The sequence below is a fragment of the Nocardia sp. NPDC058497 genome (assembly GCF_042720195.1).
Taxonomy (GTDB): Bacteria; Actinomycetota; Actinomycetes; order Mycobacteriales; family Mycobacteriaceae; genus Nocardia.
Genome location: NZ_JBHXMY010000071.1, coordinates 1 through 16,777 on the forward strand (window position 1 = coordinate 1; position 16,777 = coordinate 16,777).

At 69.6% G+C, this 16,777-nt stretch carries 17 protein-coding genes; 5 read left to right on the forward strand and 12 right to left on the reverse strand.

Annotated elements, in window-relative coordinates; translation table 11 throughout:
* Both ACFWPJ_RS07855 and ACFWPJ_RS07860 read right to left on the reverse strand, forming a co-directional pair.
* On the reverse strand, positions 1-345 hold a 345-nt coding region (locus ACFWPJ_RS07855), incomplete at its 3' end, for a hypothetical protein (RefSeq protein WP_378848576.1).
* Positions 346-380: 35 nt separating this feature from the next.
* Positions 381-1,031, reverse strand: a complete 651-nt coding sequence (locus tag ACFWPJ_RS07860; RefSeq protein WP_378848579.1) for a DedA family protein — start codon at positions 1,029-1,031, stop codon at positions 381-383.
* Positions 1,032-1,213: 182 nt separating this feature from the next.
* On the opposite strand from ACFWPJ_RS07860, the gene ACFWPJ_RS07865 reads away from it, so the two are divergent.
* On the forward strand, positions 1,214-2,269 hold the full coding sequence (locus ACFWPJ_RS07865; RefSeq protein ID WP_378848581.1) for a serine hydrolase domain-containing protein: 1,056 nt from the start codon (positions 1,214-1,216) through the stop codon (positions 2,267-2,269).
* A gap of 71 nt (positions 2,270-2,340) precedes the next feature.
* Here the strand turns inward: ACFWPJ_RS07865 and pyrF are convergent, their stop codons facing one another.
* From pyrF to pyrR, 7 genes are all read right to left on the reverse strand, one after another.
* Positions 2,341-3,165 (reverse strand): orotidine-5'-phosphate decarboxylase, encoded by an 825-nt coding sequence (pyrF, locus tag ACFWPJ_RS07870; RefSeq protein ID WP_378848613.1) that lies wholly within the window; start codon positions 3,163-3,165, stop codon positions 2,341-2,343.
* Between the two features lies 1 nt (position 3,166).
* Complete coding sequence (carB, locus tag ACFWPJ_RS07875; RefSeq protein WP_378848584.1) at positions 3,167-6,529, reverse strand: carbamoyl-phosphate synthase large subunit; 3,363 nt, start codon at positions 6,527-6,529, stop codon at positions 3,167-3,169.
* Entirely contained in the window at positions 6,529-7,644 is a 1,116-nt protein-coding gene (carA, locus tag ACFWPJ_RS07880; protein ID WP_378848586.1) for a glutamine-hydrolyzing carbamoyl-phosphate synthase small subunit, read from the reverse strand. Before carA ends, carB begins: the two co-directional genes overlap by 1 nt.
* Positions 7,641-8,147, reverse strand: coding sequence for a transporter (locus ACFWPJ_RS07885; protein WP_378848589.1), 507 nt, complete (start codon positions 8,145-8,147; stop codon positions 7,641-7,643). Before ACFWPJ_RS07885 ends, carA begins: the two co-directional genes overlap by 4 nt.
* A 13-nt stretch (positions 8,148-8,160) precedes the next feature.
* On the reverse strand, positions 8,161-9,459 hold the full coding sequence (locus ACFWPJ_RS07890) for a dihydroorotase (RefSeq protein ID WP_378848590.1): 1,299 nt from the start codon (positions 9,457-9,459) through the stop codon (positions 8,161-8,163).
* Between the two features lie 70 nt (positions 9,460-9,529).
* Positions 9,530-10,486: an aspartate carbamoyltransferase catalytic subunit gene (locus tag ACFWPJ_RS07895; protein WP_378848593.1), complete on the reverse strand. Its 957-nt coding sequence runs from the start codon at positions 10,484-10,486 to the stop codon at positions 9,530-9,532.
* Entirely contained in the window at positions 10,483-11,082 is a 600-nt protein-coding gene (gene pyrR, locus ACFWPJ_RS07900; RefSeq protein ID WP_378848594.1) for a bifunctional pyr operon transcriptional regulator/uracil phosphoribosyltransferase PyrR, read from the reverse strand. Before pyrR ends, ACFWPJ_RS07895 begins: the two co-directional genes overlap by 4 nt.
* A gap of 445 nt (positions 11,083-11,527) precedes the next feature.
* Here pyrR and ACFWPJ_RS07905 point away from each other — a divergent pair, with 445 nt between their 5' ends.
* Positions 11,528-12,346, forward strand: a complete 819-nt coding sequence (locus tag ACFWPJ_RS07905; protein ID WP_378848596.1) for an SDR family oxidoreductase — start codon at positions 11,528-11,530, stop codon at positions 12,344-12,346.
* Between the two features lie 245 nt (positions 12,347-12,591).
* Complete coding sequence (locus ACFWPJ_RS07910) at positions 12,592-12,882, forward strand: hypothetical protein (protein WP_378848599.1); 291 nt, start codon at positions 12,592-12,594, stop codon at positions 12,880-12,882.
* Between the two features lie 98 nt (positions 12,883-12,980).
* On the opposite strand, the gene ACFWPJ_RS07915 is transcribed toward ACFWPJ_RS07910, so the two are convergent.
* Entirely contained in the window at positions 12,981-13,727 is a 747-nt protein-coding gene (locus tag ACFWPJ_RS07915; protein ID WP_378848602.1) for a helix-turn-helix domain-containing protein, read from the reverse strand.
* 88 nt (positions 13,728-13,815) lie between these two features.
* Here ACFWPJ_RS07915 and ACFWPJ_RS07920 point away from each other — a divergent pair, with 88 nt between their 5' ends.
* A complete protein-coding gene (locus tag ACFWPJ_RS07920; RefSeq protein WP_378848605.1) occupies positions 13,816-14,199 on the forward strand; it encodes a hypothetical protein in 384 nt (127 codons plus the stop codon).
* Positions 14,200-14,464: 265 nt separating this feature from the next.
* On the opposite strand, the gene ACFWPJ_RS07925 is transcribed toward ACFWPJ_RS07920, so the two are convergent.
* Complete coding sequence (locus ACFWPJ_RS07925) at positions 14,465-15,253, reverse strand: MerR family transcriptional regulator (RefSeq protein ID WP_378848608.1); 789 nt, start codon at positions 15,251-15,253, stop codon at positions 14,465-14,467.
* Between the two features lie 29 nt (positions 15,254-15,282).
* On the reverse strand, positions 15,283-15,789 hold the full coding sequence (locus tag ACFWPJ_RS07930; RefSeq protein ID WP_378848610.1) for a VOC family protein: 507 nt from the start codon (positions 15,787-15,789) through the stop codon (positions 15,283-15,285).
* A 221-nt stretch (positions 15,790-16,010) separates the two neighbouring features.
* Here ACFWPJ_RS07930 and ACFWPJ_RS07935 point away from each other — a divergent pair.
* Positions 16,011-16,777 (forward strand): sigma-70 family RNA polymerase sigma factor (locus ACFWPJ_RS07935; protein ID WP_378848616.1); only part of this gene is annotated, 767 nt, incomplete at its 3' end.

The following is a 16,777-nucleotide window of genomic DNA, read 5'->3' on the forward strand; positions in this document are numbered from 1 at the left end:
GCCGTAGACCACGGCCACCGCGACGACGACCCCCAGACCGGACAACGCAAGGACCAACGCGCCGAGCGTCCCGACGAGCGCGCGGGCCGCCAGATAGCCCGCGGCCCGCGGCCCCCTCGGCACGCCGTTGGAGCGCACGCCGAGCAGCCGGGTGAGCCGCCGCCGCTCCACCGAGGCGATCCGGTCGGTCAAGCCCGCCGAGATCGGCGCGGCGAGCACACCGAGCAGGTCGAGCGGCACGGTGACCACGCCGAGCAGGTACCCGGCGATCGCCGCAGCGGCGCGCGAAATCCTCCCGTGCCACACCCACATCGACGTGCGAGGATCGCGCCGGGATGTACTCATCGCCCAATTCTCCCGGTTCGGCCTGCGCGGGGATCTCATCGCCCGGCGGTCGACTGCGCCCGCGGCTGACGCAGACGCCGGAGGACGAACACGGACGCGGCGACGAGCACGACGACGAGCACGGCCTTCTGCAGGATGCCCGCGTAGGTCTCGACGAGGTGCCAGTTCTCGCCGAGAGCGAATCCCGCGAACACGAATACCGCGTTCCACAGCAGGCTGCCCGCGGTGGTCAGCAGGGTGAAGCGCCCGACCGGCATCCGTTCGACGCCGGCGGGGATCGAGATCAGGCTGCGGAAGATCGGGATCATCCGGCCGAAGAACACGGCCTTGTCGCCGTGGCGAGCGAACCAGTCCTCGGTGCGGTCCAGGTCGGACAGGCGTACCAGGGGTAGGCGGTCGACGATGCGGCGCAGGCGGCCGCGGCCGAGGGCGGCGCCGAGGCCGTAGAGGGCGAGGGCGCCGACGACCGAGCCGAGCGTGGTCCACAGCAGGACCTCGGCGAGGCTGAATCGGCCGCGGCTCGCGGTGAAGCCGGCCAGCGGCAGGATTACCTCGCTGGGTAGCGGTGGGAAGAGGTTCTCGAGTGCGATGGCGATGCCTGCGCCGAGGCCGCCGAGCTGTTCCATGAGCTGGACCGCCCATCCCGCGATGCCGGTGAGTTCGGTCGAAGTGCCTGTCGTTTCCATGCTTTCGACGCTAGGAAGCGGGCGTCTGGCGATCAGTAGCGTCAACCACCCGGTCGGCGGGGTGCGACCGCAGTCGAGGGGTGGGGTTTTCCGCACCCTGGTTGCGGGGCGTGCATCCTCGTTGGCGGCGCGGAGGGTGCCTAGCGTCGAAACCTATGCGACAGAAACTATTTCGTGCCTCTGTGGTCGTTCTGGGCACTCTGCTGCTGGCCGCCACCGTCCTCGTGGCGGCGCGCTGGCGGGTCGTCGGGGACACCGTCGAGGCCAGTGCGCGCTGGAACGACACCGACGTGGTGCTGCGGGTCTCCGACGGGGAGCGACAGCGCCAGTGGCAGTACGGCGGCAGCGGGCAGTCCACGCCGGACCCACACAGCCGATTCCGGATCGGCAGCATCACCAAGACCTTCGTCGCGACCGTGGTGCTGCAGCTGGTCGACGAAGGCAAAGTCGACCTGGACGGCTCGATCGCCACACAGCTACCCGACCCGATTCCGGGTGGAGACCGGATCACGGTGCGCCAGTTGATGAATCACACCAGCGGGCTCTACGACTACATGAAGGAAACCGGCATGTCGACGAACCGGTGGCGTGGGAACGATCGGTTTCGCAGTCACGCACCCCGCGATCTGCTCGCCGCCGCGATGCGCCACGACCCGTATTTCGCGCCGGGCGCCCGCTTCCGGTATTCGAACACCAACTACATCGCGCTCGGCCTGCTCATCGAGCACGTGACCAGGCACCGCTACGGCGACGAGATCCGCGACCGCATCCTCACTCCCCTGCGGTTGACCGCCACCACCATTCCCGGCAACGACCCCCGTATCCCCACACCCGCCCTCACCGCACACCGCGACATCGACGGCGTGGGCCGGGTGGATGTCACCGAGATGAACCCGTCGCTGGACTGGGCCGCGGGCGAAATGATCTCCACCACAGCCGATCTCGACGCGTTCTTCGCCGCGTTGCTTGCTGGCCGGCTGATCAGCCCCGCCTCGCTGGACCGGATGCGCGAGACCGTCCCGATGGGCATGGGCTTCCACTACGGCCTCGGCCTGCAGCGTTTCACCCCACCGTGCGGTGCCGACCTGTGGGGGCACGGCGGTGAGCTGCTCGGCTACGTCTCGTATGCGTTCCGGTCGACCGACGGCCGTTCGCTGACGATGGTCCACGGGTCGGCCGCTTCGTCGGCCACGTTGTCGCTGTTCGCCCCAGTCACAGCGACGTACTGCCTCGCCTGATCGTGAGGCGCGACCCACGGAAACGACGAGGCCAGGGCAGCATTTCGCCACCCCGGCCTGTCGCGTTGTCGTCAGCCCTGCAGGAAGGCGAACTCCTCCTGCAGCTGAGCCATCTTGTCGCACAGCGCCGTCACCGACGGGCCCGCGTTGAGGACCTCGCGCGACACATTGGGCACCACGGCCGCCAGGTTCGCTGCCGGGACCAGGGCGCGGATGGAATCCGCTCCCCCGCCCTGCGCGCCGACACCGGGCATCAGGATCGGCCCGTTGAGGGCCGACAGGTCCGGCGCCTCGGTGAGGGTCGCGCCGACGACCACGCCGACGGAGCCGAAGCCGTGGCCCGCGTTGCGCGCCGCCGCCTCGTCGACCATCGTCTGCGCGATCGTGCGCCCGTCCGCCGCGGTGATCCGCTGCAGTTGCGCCCCTTCGGGATTCGACGTCGCCGCGAGGACGAACACGCCGCGGTGGTTGGCCTGTGCCAGGCTCAGCGCCGGGTCGAGCGACCCGAAACCGAGGTAGGGCGAGACCGTCACCGCGTCGGAACCGAGGGGCCCGTCACCGAGCCAGGCGTGCGCGTAGGCGTCCATGGTGGAGCCGATGTCGCCGCGCTTGGCGTCGGCCAGCACCAGGGTGCCCGAGCCGCGCAGCACCTCGATGGTGCGCTCGAGCACCGCGATACCGCCGGAACCGTAGGTCTCGAAGAACGCGACCTGCGGCTTCACCAGGGCGACGCGGCCGTCGAAGGCCTCGACGCAGATCTCGGCGAACGCCTCGAGCCCGTCGACGTCCTCGGTGAGCCCCCACGCCCGGAGCAGACCGGGGTGGGGGTCGATGCCGACGCACAGCGGGCCGAATGCCCGCATGGCGTGCTGCAACCGGTGACCGAAGCTGTGCACGTCAGCCACGCAGCACCGAGTGCAGCTGCTGCAGCGAGCGCACGCCGATGCCGCCGTTGATGCTCGCCTCGATGCCCTGCACCGCCGCGGCCGCGCCCTGCACGGTGGTGATGCACGGGATGTTCGCGCCCACCGCGGCGGTGCGGATCTCGTAGCCGTCCACGCGGGGGCCCGAGTTGCCGTAGGGGGTGTTGAACACGATGTCGATCTCACCGTCGCGGATCTGCTCGACGATCGAGGCCTGCGGCATGCCGGTCGCCGGGTCGGTGGCTTCCGGGTCGGAGTGCTTGCGCACCTGCTCGCACGGAATGCCGTTGCGGCGCAGGGTTTCCGCGGTGCCCTCGGTGGCGAGGATGCGGAAGCCCAGGTCGTGCAGGCGCTTGATCGGGAACACCATGGCGCGCTTGTCGCGGTTGGCGACGGAGACGAACACGGTGCCCTCGGTCGGCAGCGAGCCGTAGGCGGCGGCCTGGCTCTTGGCGAAGGCGGTGCCGAAGTCGGCGTCGATGCCCATGACCTCGCCGGTGGACTTCATCTCCGGCGACAGCAGCGAGTCCACGCCGGAGCCGTCGGCGCGACGGAACCGGTGGAAGGGCAGCACGGCTTCCTTCACCGCGACCGGCGCGTCCAGCGGCACGTGGCCGCCGTCGCCCTCGGGCGGCAGCATGCCTTCCTTGCGCAGCTCGGCGATGGTGGCGCCGAGCATGACGCGCGCGCAGGCCTTGGCCAGCGGCACCGCGGTCGCCTTGGAGACGAACGGCACGGTGCGGCTCGCGCGCGGGTTGGCCTCGAGCACGTAGAGGATGTCGTCCTTGAGGGCGTACTGCACGTTGAGCAGGCCCTTCACCCCGATGCCCTTGGCCAGCGCGATGGTGGAGCGGCGCACGGCCTCGATGTCGCTGCGGCCCAGGGTGATCGGGGGCAGCGCGCAGGCGGAGTCACCGGAGTGGATGCCGGCTTCCTCGATGTGCTCCATGACGCCGCCAAGGTAGACCTCCTCGCCGTCGCACAGGGCGTCGACGTCGATCTCGATGGCGTCTTCCAGGAAGCGGTCGACCAGCACCGGGTGCTCGGGGTTGAGCTCGGTGGCGCGGGAGATGTAGCCCTCGAGCGAGGTCTCGTCGTAGACGATCTCCATGCCGCGACCGCCGAGCACGTAGGACGGGCGCACCAGTACCGGGTAGCCGATCTCGGCGGCGATCTTCTTGGCCTGCTCGACCGTGGTGGCGGTGCCGTACTTGGGCGCGGGCAGTCCGGCGGCGACGAGCACGTCACCGAATTCGCCGCGGTCCTCGGCCAGGTCGATCGCGGCCGCGGAGGTACCGACGACCGGCACGCCGGCGTCGGTGAGCCGCTGCGCCAGGCTCAGCGGGGTCTGGCCGCCGAGCTGCACGATCACACCGGCGACGGTGCCCGACTCGGTCTCCGCGTGGTACACCTCGAGGACGTCCTCGAAGGTGAGCGGCTCGAAGTAGAGGCGATCGGCGGTGTCGTAGTCGGTGGAGACGGTCTCGGGGTTGCAGTTGACCATGACGGTCTCGTAGCCCGCGGCCGACAGAGTCTGCGCCGCATGGACACACGAGTAGTCGAACTCGATGCCCTGGCCGATGCGGTTGGGGCCCGAACCCAGGATGATCACCTTGTCGCGCTCACGCTGCGGTGCCACCTCGGACTCCGCGCCGGGATCCAGCTCGTAGGAGCTGTAGTGGTACGGCGTCTTGGCCTCGAACTCCGCGGCACAGGTGTCGACGGTCTTGTAGACCGGGCGCACGCCGAGGCGGTGGCGCAGCGAGCGCACCCCGGCCTCGCCCGCGAGCTCGGGCCGCAGCGCGGCGAGCTGACGGTCGGACAGGCCGTAGTGCTTGGCGCGGCGCAGCAGGTCCTCGTCGAGCACCGGCGCGTCGAGGACTTCCTGGCGCAGCGTGACCAGTCCGGCGACCTCGGCGACGAACCACGGATCCACACCGGAGGCCAGCGCGGTCTCCTCGATGCTCGCGCCGAGGCGCAGGGCCCGCTCGACCTGGTAGATGCGGCCTTCGGTGGGCACGCGCAGGTCGGCGAGGATGGCCTCGATCGCCTCGCGCACCGATGCCGGATCGCTCGGATCGGCAGGCGCCCACTGACCGTCGTCGGTGGTCCAGAAGCTGGCGGCCTTGGTCTCGAGCGAGCGCAGCACCTTGCCGAGCGCCTCGGAGAAGTTGCGGCCCATCGACATCGCCTCGCCCACCGACTTCATGGTGGTGGTCAGCGTCGCGTCGGCGCCTGGGAACTTCTCGAACGCGAACCGCGGCGCCTTGACGACGACGTAGTCCAGGGTCGGCTCGAAGCAGGCCGGGGTCTCGCCGGTGATGTCGTTGACGATCTCGTCGAGGGTGTAGCCGATGGCCAGCTTGGCGGCGATCTTGGCGATCGGGAAGCCGGTGGCCTTCGACGCCAGCGCCGAGGAGCGCGAGACGCGCGGGTTCATCTCGATGACGATCAGGCGACCGTCCTTCGGGTCGACCGCGAACTGGATGTTGCAGCCGCCGGTGTCGACGCCGACCTCGCGCAGGATGGCGATGCCCAGATCGCGCATCTTCTGGTATTCGCGGTCGGTGAGCGTCATCGCGGGGGCGACGGTGACCGAGTCACCGGTGTGCACGCCCATCGGGTCGACGTTCTCGATGGAGCAGACGATCACGACATTGTCGCGGCCGTCGCGCATGAGCTCGAGCTCGAATTCCTTCCAGCCGAGGATGGACTCCTCGATCAGGACGTTCGCGGTCGGCGAGGCGGCCAGGCCACCACCGGCGATGCGGTCGAGGTCCTCGTTGTTGTAGGCCATGCCGGAACCGAGGCCACCCATGGTGAACGACGGGCGAACCACGACCGGGAAGCCGAGTTCGGCGACGGTGTCGCGGACCTCGTCCATGGTGTAACAGACACGGCTGCGGGCACTCTCGCCGCCGACCTTGGCGACGATGTCCTTGAACTTCTGCCGGTCCTCACCACGCTGGATGGCTTCGAAGTCGGCGCCGATCAGCTCGACGTTGTACTTCTCCAGCACTCCGCGCTCGTGCAGCGCGACCGCGGTGTTGAGCGCGGTCTGCCCACCGAGGGTGGCCAGGATGGCGTCGGGGCGTTCCTTGTCGATGACCTTCTCGACGAACTCCGGGGTGATCGGCTCCACGTAGGTGGAGTCGGCGAACTCGGGGTCGGTCATGATGGTCGCCGGGTTGGAGTTCACCAGCGATACGCGCAGTCCCTCGGACCGCAGCACCCGGCACGCCTGGGTACCGGAGTAGTCGAATTCGCACGCCTGGCCGATGACGATCGGGCCAGAGCCGATCACCAGGATGTGCTTCAGATCCTCGCGGCGAGGCATCAGGCTCCTTCCATGAGACCGGCGAAACGGTCGAACAGATATGCGGCGTCGTGCGGGCCTGCGGCGGCCTCGGGGTGGTACTGCACCGAGAAGGCGCGACCGTCGAGCAGTCGCACACCCTCGACGGTGCCGTCGTTGGCGCAGATGTGGGAAACCTCGGCCTTGCCGAACGGGGTGTCGAACACCTCGCCCTTCTCGCCTTCCAGCGCGAAGCCGTGGTTCTGCGCGGTGATGGAGATGCGGCCGGTGCCCTCTTCGACCACCGGGATGTTGATGCCGCGGTGACCGAACTTCATCTTGTAGGTGTTACGGCCCAGTGCCCGGCCCAGGATCTGGTTGCCGAAGCAGATGCCGAACAGCGGGATCCCGCGCTCGAGCACACCCTGGGTCAGCGCGATCGCGCCGGTCTGGGTGGCCGGGTCGCCGGGGCCGTTCGACAGGAACACGCCGTTGGGGTTCAGCGCCAGGATGTCGTCGAGGGAGGTGTTCGACGGCACCACGTGGGTGCGCACGCCGCGCTCGGCGAACATGCGCGGGGTGTTGGTCTTGATGCCCAGGTCGACCGCGACGACGGTGAAGCGGTGGTCACCCACCGGCTCGATCGTGTACATGCCGTCGGTGCTGACCTCTTCGGCCAGGTCGGCGCCGAGCATGGAGGGCTGGCCGTTGACCCGGGCCAGCAGCTCGTCGTCCCCGGCGAGGGCGGCACCGGAGAAGATGCCTGCCTTCATCGAGCCGCGGGTGCGCAGGTGGCGCACGACCGCGCGGGTGTCGATGCCGGCGATGCCGACCACGTTCTGCTTGTCGAGCTGGTCCTGCAGCGTGCCGGTGGCGCGCCAGTTGGACGAGATCGGCGAGGGGTCGCGCACGGCGTAACCGGCGACCCAGATCTTGCCGGACTCGTCGTCCTCGTCGTTCCAGCCCGTGTTGCCGATCTGCGGGGCGGTGGCCACCACGATCTGGCGGTCGTAGCTGGGGTCGGTCAGGGTCTCCTGGTACCCGGTCATCGCGGTGCAGAACACCGCCTCGCCCAGGGTCTGGCCCTCGGCGCCGAAGGCGGTACCGCGGAACACGCGGCCGTCCTCCAGCACGAGGGCTGCCTTTGTCTTCGTCATTCGTCGTCTCCCGTCCTCGCCCTGGTCACGTCCGCTGTCCATGCCGGGTACACCGTCTTGTCGTCGCCGCGGAAACCGGTATCGATCTCGGTTCCGGTCGGCAGTGTCCAGCGAATTACCAGCACACCATTCTCTGTCATCACCTTGCCCGCGTGTCCGCGTTCGGTGCGCACGGCCGTGACGGATTCCTGCGGAATCCAGATCGGCGTCGCCCCGTCGCGTTCGAGCAGGATTCCGCGTTCGAACCGCGTCAGTTCGGCGGTCGCCCGGAATCCCAGGTCACCGACCGCGATCCGGTCCTGCCAGCTGGGCGCGATGGTGCTGCCCAGGTAGAGGCCGGTGGTCGGTTCCAGTAGTTGCGCGCCCAGCTCGGCGGGCACCGTCGGCAGTTCGCCGATCCGTGCCTGCTGCCGCGCGGCCTTCTTCTGCCAGGCTCGGTACATCAGCCACAGGCACAGGAGGAACAGGGCCAGACACCCCAGTACCCACAGAGTTCTTTCCACGTTCCTGGCCCTCCTAGATCCCGGCAGCCTTGCCCTCGCGGGCAGTTACCCGGCCGCGCAGCACGGTGGCTGACACCTGCGCCGGGAACGTCATGTCCTCGAACGGCGTGTTGTTCGAGATGCTCGCCAGTTCGGCGCCGTGCACCGTCCACTCGGCGTCGGGGTGGATCAGCGTCAGGTTGGCCGGTTCACCGACCGCGATCGGGCGGCCGTGGTCGTCGAGGCCGACGATCGCGGCGGGCTTCTCGCTCATCACCCGGGCGACGCCGCGCCAGTCGAGCAGGCCGGGCTGGACCATCGTCTGGACGATGATCGACAGCGCGGTCTCGAGGCCGAGCATGCCGGGGCGGGCGGCGGCGAACTCGCAGCACTTGTCCTGCTCGGCGTGCGGGGCGTGGTCGGTGGCGACGCAGTCGATGACGCCGTCGGCCAGTGCTTGACGCAGGGCGGCGACGTCGGCGGACTCGCGCAGCGGCGGGTTCACCTTGTTGACCGCGTCGTAGGTCTCCAGGCGCGAGTCGTCGAGCAGCAGGTGGTGCGGGGTGACCTCGGCGGTGATCGAGATGCCCTGGGACTTGGCCCATTTCACCAGTTCGACGGTGCCCGCGGTGGAGGCGTGGCAGATGTGCACGCGGGCGCCCGCGTCGCGAGCCAGCAGCGCGTCACGCGCGACGATCGACTCCTCGGCGGCGCGCGGCCAGCCTGCCAGGCCGAGGCGGGCGGCGTTGGGGCCCTCGTGCGCGACGGCGCCCTTGGTCAGGCGCGGCTCCTCGGCGTGCTGGGCGATGAGCACGCCCAGGGAGTTCGCGTATTCGAGGGCGCGGCGCATGATCAGCGGGTCGTAGACGCAGTGGCCGTCGTCGGAGAACATCTTGACCTGGCCGACGCCCGCGGCCATGGTGCCCATCTCGGCGAGCTGCTTGCCCTCGAGTCCGACGGTGACCGCGCCGACCGGGAACACGTCGACCAGGCCGACCTCCTGGCCGCGCCGCCACACGTGATCGGTGATGACATGCGAGTCGGCGACCGGGTTGGTGTTGGCCATCGCGAACACCGCGGTGTAGCCGCCGAGTGCGGCTGCGGCCGAACCGGTTTCGATGGTCTCGGTGTCTTCGCGGCCCGGCTCGCGCAGGTGGGTGTGCAGGTCGACGAAGCCGGGCAGCAGGATCTGGCCGTCGCCGTCGATCATCTCCGCGTCGGCCGACGCCTCGATGCCGGTGCCGATCTCGGCGATGACGGTGCCACGCACCAGCACGTCGACCGGCTCGCCCTCACCGTAAGGCCGGACATTCTTGATCAGCAGTTCACTCACGCTGTCTCCTTCTGGCGTGCTCGGGCGCCCTGCGTGGTTACACAGGCTGCCGCCTCCGGGCGCTGACCGCTCACGCCGCCACCTCCTGGGTGCCGACGAGCAGCCGGAACAACACGGCCATCCGCATGTGCACTCCGTTCGTCACCTGTTGCAGGACTGCCGCTTTCGGTGAATCGGCGACCGCCGAGGCGATTTCCATGCCGCGCAGCATGGGACCGGGATGCAGCACCACCGCGTCGTCGCCGAGCACGCCGAGCCTGCGCTCGGACAGTCCGTAATTGATCGAGTACTCGCGGGCCGACGGGAAGAATCCGCCGTTCATCCGCTCGGCCTGCACCCGCAGCATCATGACCGCGTCCGCGCCGGGCAGTTCGGCGTCGAGCGAGGTCGCGACCCGGCAGGGCCAGCTGTCCACGCCTACCGGCAGCAGGGTGCGCGGCGCGACCAGCACCACTTCGGCGCCGAGCGTGTCGAGCAGGAAGACGTTCGAGCGGGCGACCCGGCTGTGCAGGATGTCGCCGACCAGCACGATCCGCTTGCCCTCGATGTCGCCGAGACGCTGACGCAGGGTCAGCGCGTCGAGCAGCGCCTGGGTGGGGTGCTGGTGGGTGCCGTCACCGGCGTTGATGATCGAGGGCGCGGCGCGGTTCTCCTCGCGCGCCCACTGTTCCATCCAGCGCGCGATCTGGTGCGCGGCGCCGGAGGCCGGGTGCCGCACGATCAGTGCGTCGGCGCCCGCCGCGTGCAGGGTCAGCGCGGTGTCGCGCAGCGATTCGCCCTTGGAGACCGAGGAGCTCGAGGCGCTGACGTTGATCACGTCGGCGCTCATCCACTTGCCGGCGACCTCGAAGGACACCCGGGTGCGGGTGGAGTTCTCGTAGAACACCGTCATCACGGTGCGGCCGCGCAGGGTCGGCAGCTTCTTCACCTCGCGGCCGAGCAGGGCCTGTTCGAAGCGCTCGGCTTCGTCGAGGAGTTCGGTGGCGGTGGCCCGGTCGAGATCGGCGACCGTCAACAAATGTTTCACGCCTGCGCCTCCTGGTGCAGATACACACCGTCGTGTCCGTCGTGTTCGGTGAGCAGGACCGAGATGTCCTCGGCGCGCGAGGTCGGGACGTTCTTGCCCACGTAGTCGGCGCGGATCGGCAGTTCTCGGTGGCCGCGGTCGATCAGCACCGCCAGCTGCACCGCGCGGGGGCGGCCCAGGTCACGCAGGCCGTCGAGGGCCGAGCGGACGGTGCGGCCGGAGAACAGCACGTCGTCGACGAGGACGACCAGGGCGTTCTCGATACCGCCGTCGGGCACCGAGGTGCGCTCGAGCGGGCGGTGCGGACGGCTGCGCAGGTCGTCGCGGTAGAGGGTGATGTCGAGCGAGCCCAGGGCGGGCCGCACGCCGGAGAATTCCTCGATCTTGGCGGCGAGCCGGTTGGCCAGAGTGGTGCCGCGGGTCGGGATGCCCATGAGAACCACCCGCGGTGCGTCGGCGTCGCCGGAATCCAGGGCGGTCTTCTCGATGATCTGATGCGCGATGCGCGCGACGGTCCGGTTCACGTCCGACGGCGACAACAGCTCGCGCCCGGCTGCCACCCACTCGGGAGTGTGCCGCTGCGATGTTTCGCTCACCTGTCCACCTCGCTGGCGCTCGGCGGACAGGTGCGCGATGCGCGCTGCGTTGCTGGTTCGCTCGCACGCTCGCTCACGCCGGTTTTGGCCGCCCGTTCGGGCACAGCCATGCCGACCTCCTTCCCCGCCTCACCGGACGGTCCGTTAAAGGATGCCTAACTCGCGCTCCACCCTATCAGCGTCCGAACCCACCTTTGACCAGGTCGTCGCGCTTGTGAGCGCCGCCACGGGGTCCGCGCGGACGGCGCGCCTGCGTCCACGATCACACTCTGACCGAAAGTCCTGCGAGCGCGGGGGTTTGACCACCGGACCGGGTCATACGCCATTGCCGCCGCTGTCCGGCACGTGACGGCATTCACGTGCGGATCCGACCCGAACCCGGCGGCTTCGTCGACCACCGAGTATTCGGTTGCGGGCATGACGGGCACCGGGTGCAATCGGCGGTATGGCATCGGAGGCGTTGGCAGGGCGGGTCGCCGTGGTGACCGGCGTGAGCCGCCGGAACGGGATCGGGTTCGCGGTCGCACAGCGACTGGCAGCACAGGGTGCCGCGTTGTTTCTTACGCACTGGGCTCCGCACGACGCACAGCAGCCGTGGGGCGCCGAGGACCCGGCGGCATTGTGCCGCGAGCTCGGAGCAGTGACGCGGGTCGCGGACATCGCCGTCGACCTGGCTGAACCGGCGGCCGCGGAGCGGGTGATCACCGAGGCGGCCGGCATCTTCGGACAGGTCGACATTCTCGTCGCCAACCACGCACGCAGTGGTAGTGACGGGAGCCTGTTCGACGTCGATGCGGGGATGCTCGACGGGCACTGGGCGGTCGACGCCCGGTCGGTGCTGCTGCTGACCCAGGCGTTCGCACGCAGCTACCGCAGCGAGGCCGGTCCGGTAGGTGACCGTGGCCGGGTGATCTGGATGACCTCGGGGCAGCACCTCGGTCCGATGCGGACGGAAATCGCCTATGCCGCGGCGAAATCGGTGCTGGCGGGCCTCACTGCCACGGTCGCCGACGAACTGATCGAGCGCGGAATCGTGCTCAACACGGTCAACCCGGGCCCGGTGGACACCGGGTATCTGACGGCGGCGACAACGGATCGGGATCTCGGCGTCGTCGAGGAGGTCCGGGCCGCGTTCCCGCGCGGCCGGGTGGGAGCTCCCGATGACCCGGCCCGGTTGATCGCATGGCTGGCGTCCGACGAAGCGCGCTGGGTGGTCGGGCAGGTGATCGACTCGGAAGGCGGATTCCGGCGTTCCCGCTGGTGACTCGCTTGTCGGCCATCGGAGCGCCGACTACACTGTGATGCGCACCACAGCCGGTAGCGCGGAGGTGGTGTGGCCGTTGAGCGTGAGTGTGGTCCGATCGGAGCGCCGGGCCGCGGAGTTTTTCGCGACCCCCTCTCATGAGCCGGGCCCCTCAGTCGCTCCTCTCCTGCTCGGCCGCTGGATCTGGAACGCGGGCGGGCGATTTCGCGGGATCTTGGCGTACCTTTCGGCAAGGAGATGACGTTATGGCTGTTGCCGTCGAACTCGATTTCACCGGCGCGACGATGGAGCAGTATGACCAGGTCTTGGAGAAGATGGGGTTCACGCACGGGGGGACCGGCGGGCCGGGGTTGATCTTTCATCTGGCCAGGAAGACCGATGACGGGTTTCATGTCACCGATGTGTGGGAGTCGGCGGGGCAGTTCCAGGAGTTCGCCCAGACCACCATCGGGCCGCTGACCAAAGAGGTCGGTTTGACCGCCGAACCCACCGTCACCATCCACGAGATCCACAACTATCTGACTCAGGGGAGCTGAGGCGACCGCCGGCCGTGGGGAGCTCTCACGGCCGACCGTCAGTCCGGTCCGCTCCGCGATTTCCCCGATCGTGAACAGCGAGTCGTCGTCCATGTCGCTCAGCGTGCCGTCTCCCCTCGGAGGAGAAGCAAGCCCGGATCGTCGACGACGATGCGCACGCCCGCGCCGAGCAGGTCGGCGGCGGTCAGGCCGAACATCGCGTGGAAGGTGTCGCTGAAATGAGAAGGGCTGGCGAACCCGGCGGCAGCCGACGCGGTGGTGAGGTCGGCGCCGTCGGCGACCGCCCGGCCGACGGCGAGCATGCGCGCCCACACCCGGTAGCGCCGGAAGGTGGTGCCCGCCTGGGCGGAGAACAGGTGCAGCAGGCGGGATTTCGACAGGTGGACGGCGGCGGCGAGCTGATCGGCGGAGATCGCGGCGGCCGGATCGGCACACAGGATGGCCGTCGCGGCGGCGATCCTGGGGTCGATGTCGGGCCTGCCCGCGCCGCACACGAGATCGAGGAGAGCGGCGGGCGCGGAGTCGTCGGCACGGCGGATCAGTGTGGCCTCGTCGACGTGTTCGACGCCGAAACCCCCTGTCTGTTCGAGCATCCGGTCCCGGCAGGCGGCGGCGCGTGGTGAGCCGGAGTCGAGGTAGCAGAACAGCATGCGCCCGTCGGCGACGATCCGGTGCGGGGTGCGCGGCGGGACCAGCACACTGCGGACCGTCCGGGCGCCGAGCGCGTCGGCGTGCACCGTGAACGGGGTGTCGAGCCCGACCGCCAGGCAGGCGACGGACCCGGAATGCCGGTCCAGTCGCAGCGACGGGCCGAGGTAGATGGCGTGCCCTGCCCCCAACCACACCGTCGCCGGGGTACTGCACGTTTCCGGAAGTGGCGCACTGCCCATGCCAGCAATGCTTGCACGACAGGTGTCGAACAAAGGAGGGGACGTGGTCGGAGAAATTGTCGGCACGGTGCTGCTGGTGGGTGTGGGTCTGGTGCATGTGGTGCCGGGCGTGGTGGCGTTGGCGCCGGGGCGCGCGGCGGCGGTCTACGGCACGGCGATCACGAACCGGGATCTCGAGCTGTTGCTGCGACACCGTGCGGTCTTGCTCGCGCTGGTCGGGATCGGATTGATCGTCGGCGCATTCGTGCCGCCGGTGCGAGCGGTGACCGTCGCGGCCGGGATCATCAGCACCAGTTCGTTTCTCGTGCTCGCCGCCGTGGTGGGACTCGGTGATCTCGGCGCCCCGACGAAGCGGGTGGCACGGATCGACGTGGGTGCTCTTGCCGCACTGGTCGCCGCCGCCGTTGTGTTCGGCTTCGCCGGGTGACATGCCCGAGCGGTGGCCCAGCCCGCCGGTCAAAGGTGAGCGGGCCACCACTGCCGGGGCCTTCCTTGCTCAGCGGGCCGCGAAATCCGGCACTGCGACCGCAGCGACACGGACTACCCGGCCTGGTCCACGACTGCTGGCTGCCCACGCGATCATCGCCGCGAGCGTCGTCTACGAACTCCGCTGCGACAGTCGTAGCGACCACGCGCTGACCACTTCCTTGACAACCCAACGAGATCATCACTGTGACAGTTAATTCGGCGCACTACCCCCAGGTCGCGGTGTCGGGGTCGACGCCGTGCGCTCGCGCGTTGGCATCGATGAGCGCACTCAGCCAGGCGGTCAGTCCCGGTTCGATCGCGTCGTAGAACGCGGTGTAGTCCGGGTCGGTCACGTAGCGCCGCCCGAGGCACACCTGCATTTCGTGGGTGCAGTCGAAGTAGACCGCGATCGAGGCGCGATGCCGTTCGGCGAGCGCGTCGGCGCGGGGGCTGCCTGGGGTGACGCCCGCGCGCAGGGCCGCGGCCAAGTCGGCGTGCAGGGCGGCGGTGTCGTCGGTGATGCGCTGCCACTCCCCCGCCGACCTGGCCGCGGCGCGTTCGGCGTACTGGGCCCACTGCGGGGTGTCACCCCACTGTTCGCGAGCCTCCTCGACCCAGGACGACTGCCAGTCCGCGCCGAAGATCGCGACCTGATCCTGTGCGGACAGCAGGATCCCGGACTCCCTCGCCTCGATCATCCGATCCATGGCCGCGGTCATCCGCTGCAGGCGCAGGGTCTTGGCGTGCAATGCCTCCCGTTGGCGGCGCAGCGTGGCCATGGCGTCCGCGGCGGGCGCGTCCAGCAGTTCGCCGATCTCGTCCAGTGCCACGCCCAGTTCCCGGTAGACGAGGACGCGCTGGGCGCGGGCCAGGTCGGCCGCCGTGTACAGGCGATAGCCTGCGGGGGTGCGGTCGGACGGGTGCACCAGCCCGACCGCGTCCCAGTGGTGCAGCGTGCGCGTCGTGACGCCGAGCAGTTCGGCCGCGGCGCCGACGGTGAGCGGTTCGGACACGGCATCCAGTGTGCCGTGCCCGATGACCGTCACTGCTCGGGCGCCTCGATGCCGATCGAGCGCAGGTGCGCGGCCTCCGGGCTGTCGGGGTCCCATGGCCGCGCGGCCGTCATGACGACCCGGATGTTCTCCGGGGTGCGGACTTCCAGTTCGATCGTGTTCCACGGCATGAGCCGCGGACCGGTCGTGCAGCCGGGTGACACCGCTTCGCAGGCGGCGGCGATCGCGTCGATCTCGCTGAGTACGCAGGAGAAGCTCACTGTCATGGCGGGTGTGTCGTCGTACTGTTCGCCCGAGACGAGCAGGACATCCTGAAAGGCCCAGCGACGCAGATGGGTCAGCTGACCGGGGATGGAGAACAGGTCGACGAAGCCGAGGGCCCGGACCCAGAAGTCCGTCGACACGGTCAGATCGGCCGACGGCACGGTGACGAACATCGGCATGCCGTAGATGCCGCGGAACGGTTCGGGAGCCACGGCATCGGGGCCGGGAACGGGGACCGGGCTGATCTCGAAAGCGGGAAACGGTGTGTTCATACGGGCATCGTCGGCCCTCACGCAACGTGAGGGTCAAGCCGTCGCACCGTCGCCCGCCCTACAGCGACGCGGGCGGTTCCGGTCCGGGCTGGTTGAATCGAGCATTGTGAATCGAGCGTCTCGACAGTGACATCGACCACCGCCCCGGCGGTGTCACAAACCGGCGGGGAGCGGCGTCTGATGAGCGACCGAATGCCGACAGACAGGAATCACCCGTGAGCATGGACTCCGCCACCGAGGCCTTCGTCGCCCACCGCAATCTGCTCTTCACCGTCGCCTACGAGATGCTCGGCTCGGCCGCCGACGCCGAGGACGTCCTGCAGGAGACGTGGCTGCGCTGGGTCGACGTCGACCAGGCCGAGATCCGCGACCAGCGCGCGTACCTGGTCCGGATCACCACCCGCCAGTCGCTGACCCGGCTGCGCACGCTCGGCAGGCGCAAGGAGACCTACGTCGGACCGTGGCTGCCCGAGCCGCTGCTCACCACGCCGGATATCGCCGAGGATGTCGAGCTCGCCGACAGCGTGTCGATGGCGATGATGCTGGTCCTCGAGACGCTGGCGCCGGTCGAGCGCGCGGTGTTCGTCCTGCGCGAGGTGTTCGACCTGGCCTACGACGAGATCGCCGCCGCCGTCGACAAGACCCCGGCCGCGGTGCGCCAGATCGCGCATCGGGCGCGGGCCCATGTCGCCGCGCGCAGGCCGCGCGGTGTGGTGTCCTCGGCGGAGAGCAAGCACGCGCTCGAGGCTTTCGGGCGCGCGGTCGAGACCGGTGATCTGCAGGGCCTGCTCGATCTGCTCGCGCCCGACATCGTGCTGCTCGCCGACGGCGGCGGTGTGGTCAAGGCCGTGGTGCGCCCGATCGTCGGGGGGGGGCGGGGGGGGCCCCGGGCGGGGGGGCTGGGGGCGGCCCGGGGGGGGGGCCGGGTTCGGAGGAATGCGTTGTCTATAAAGCGGCGAGCCGCCACGGGCGAAGGGAGAACGGGTGC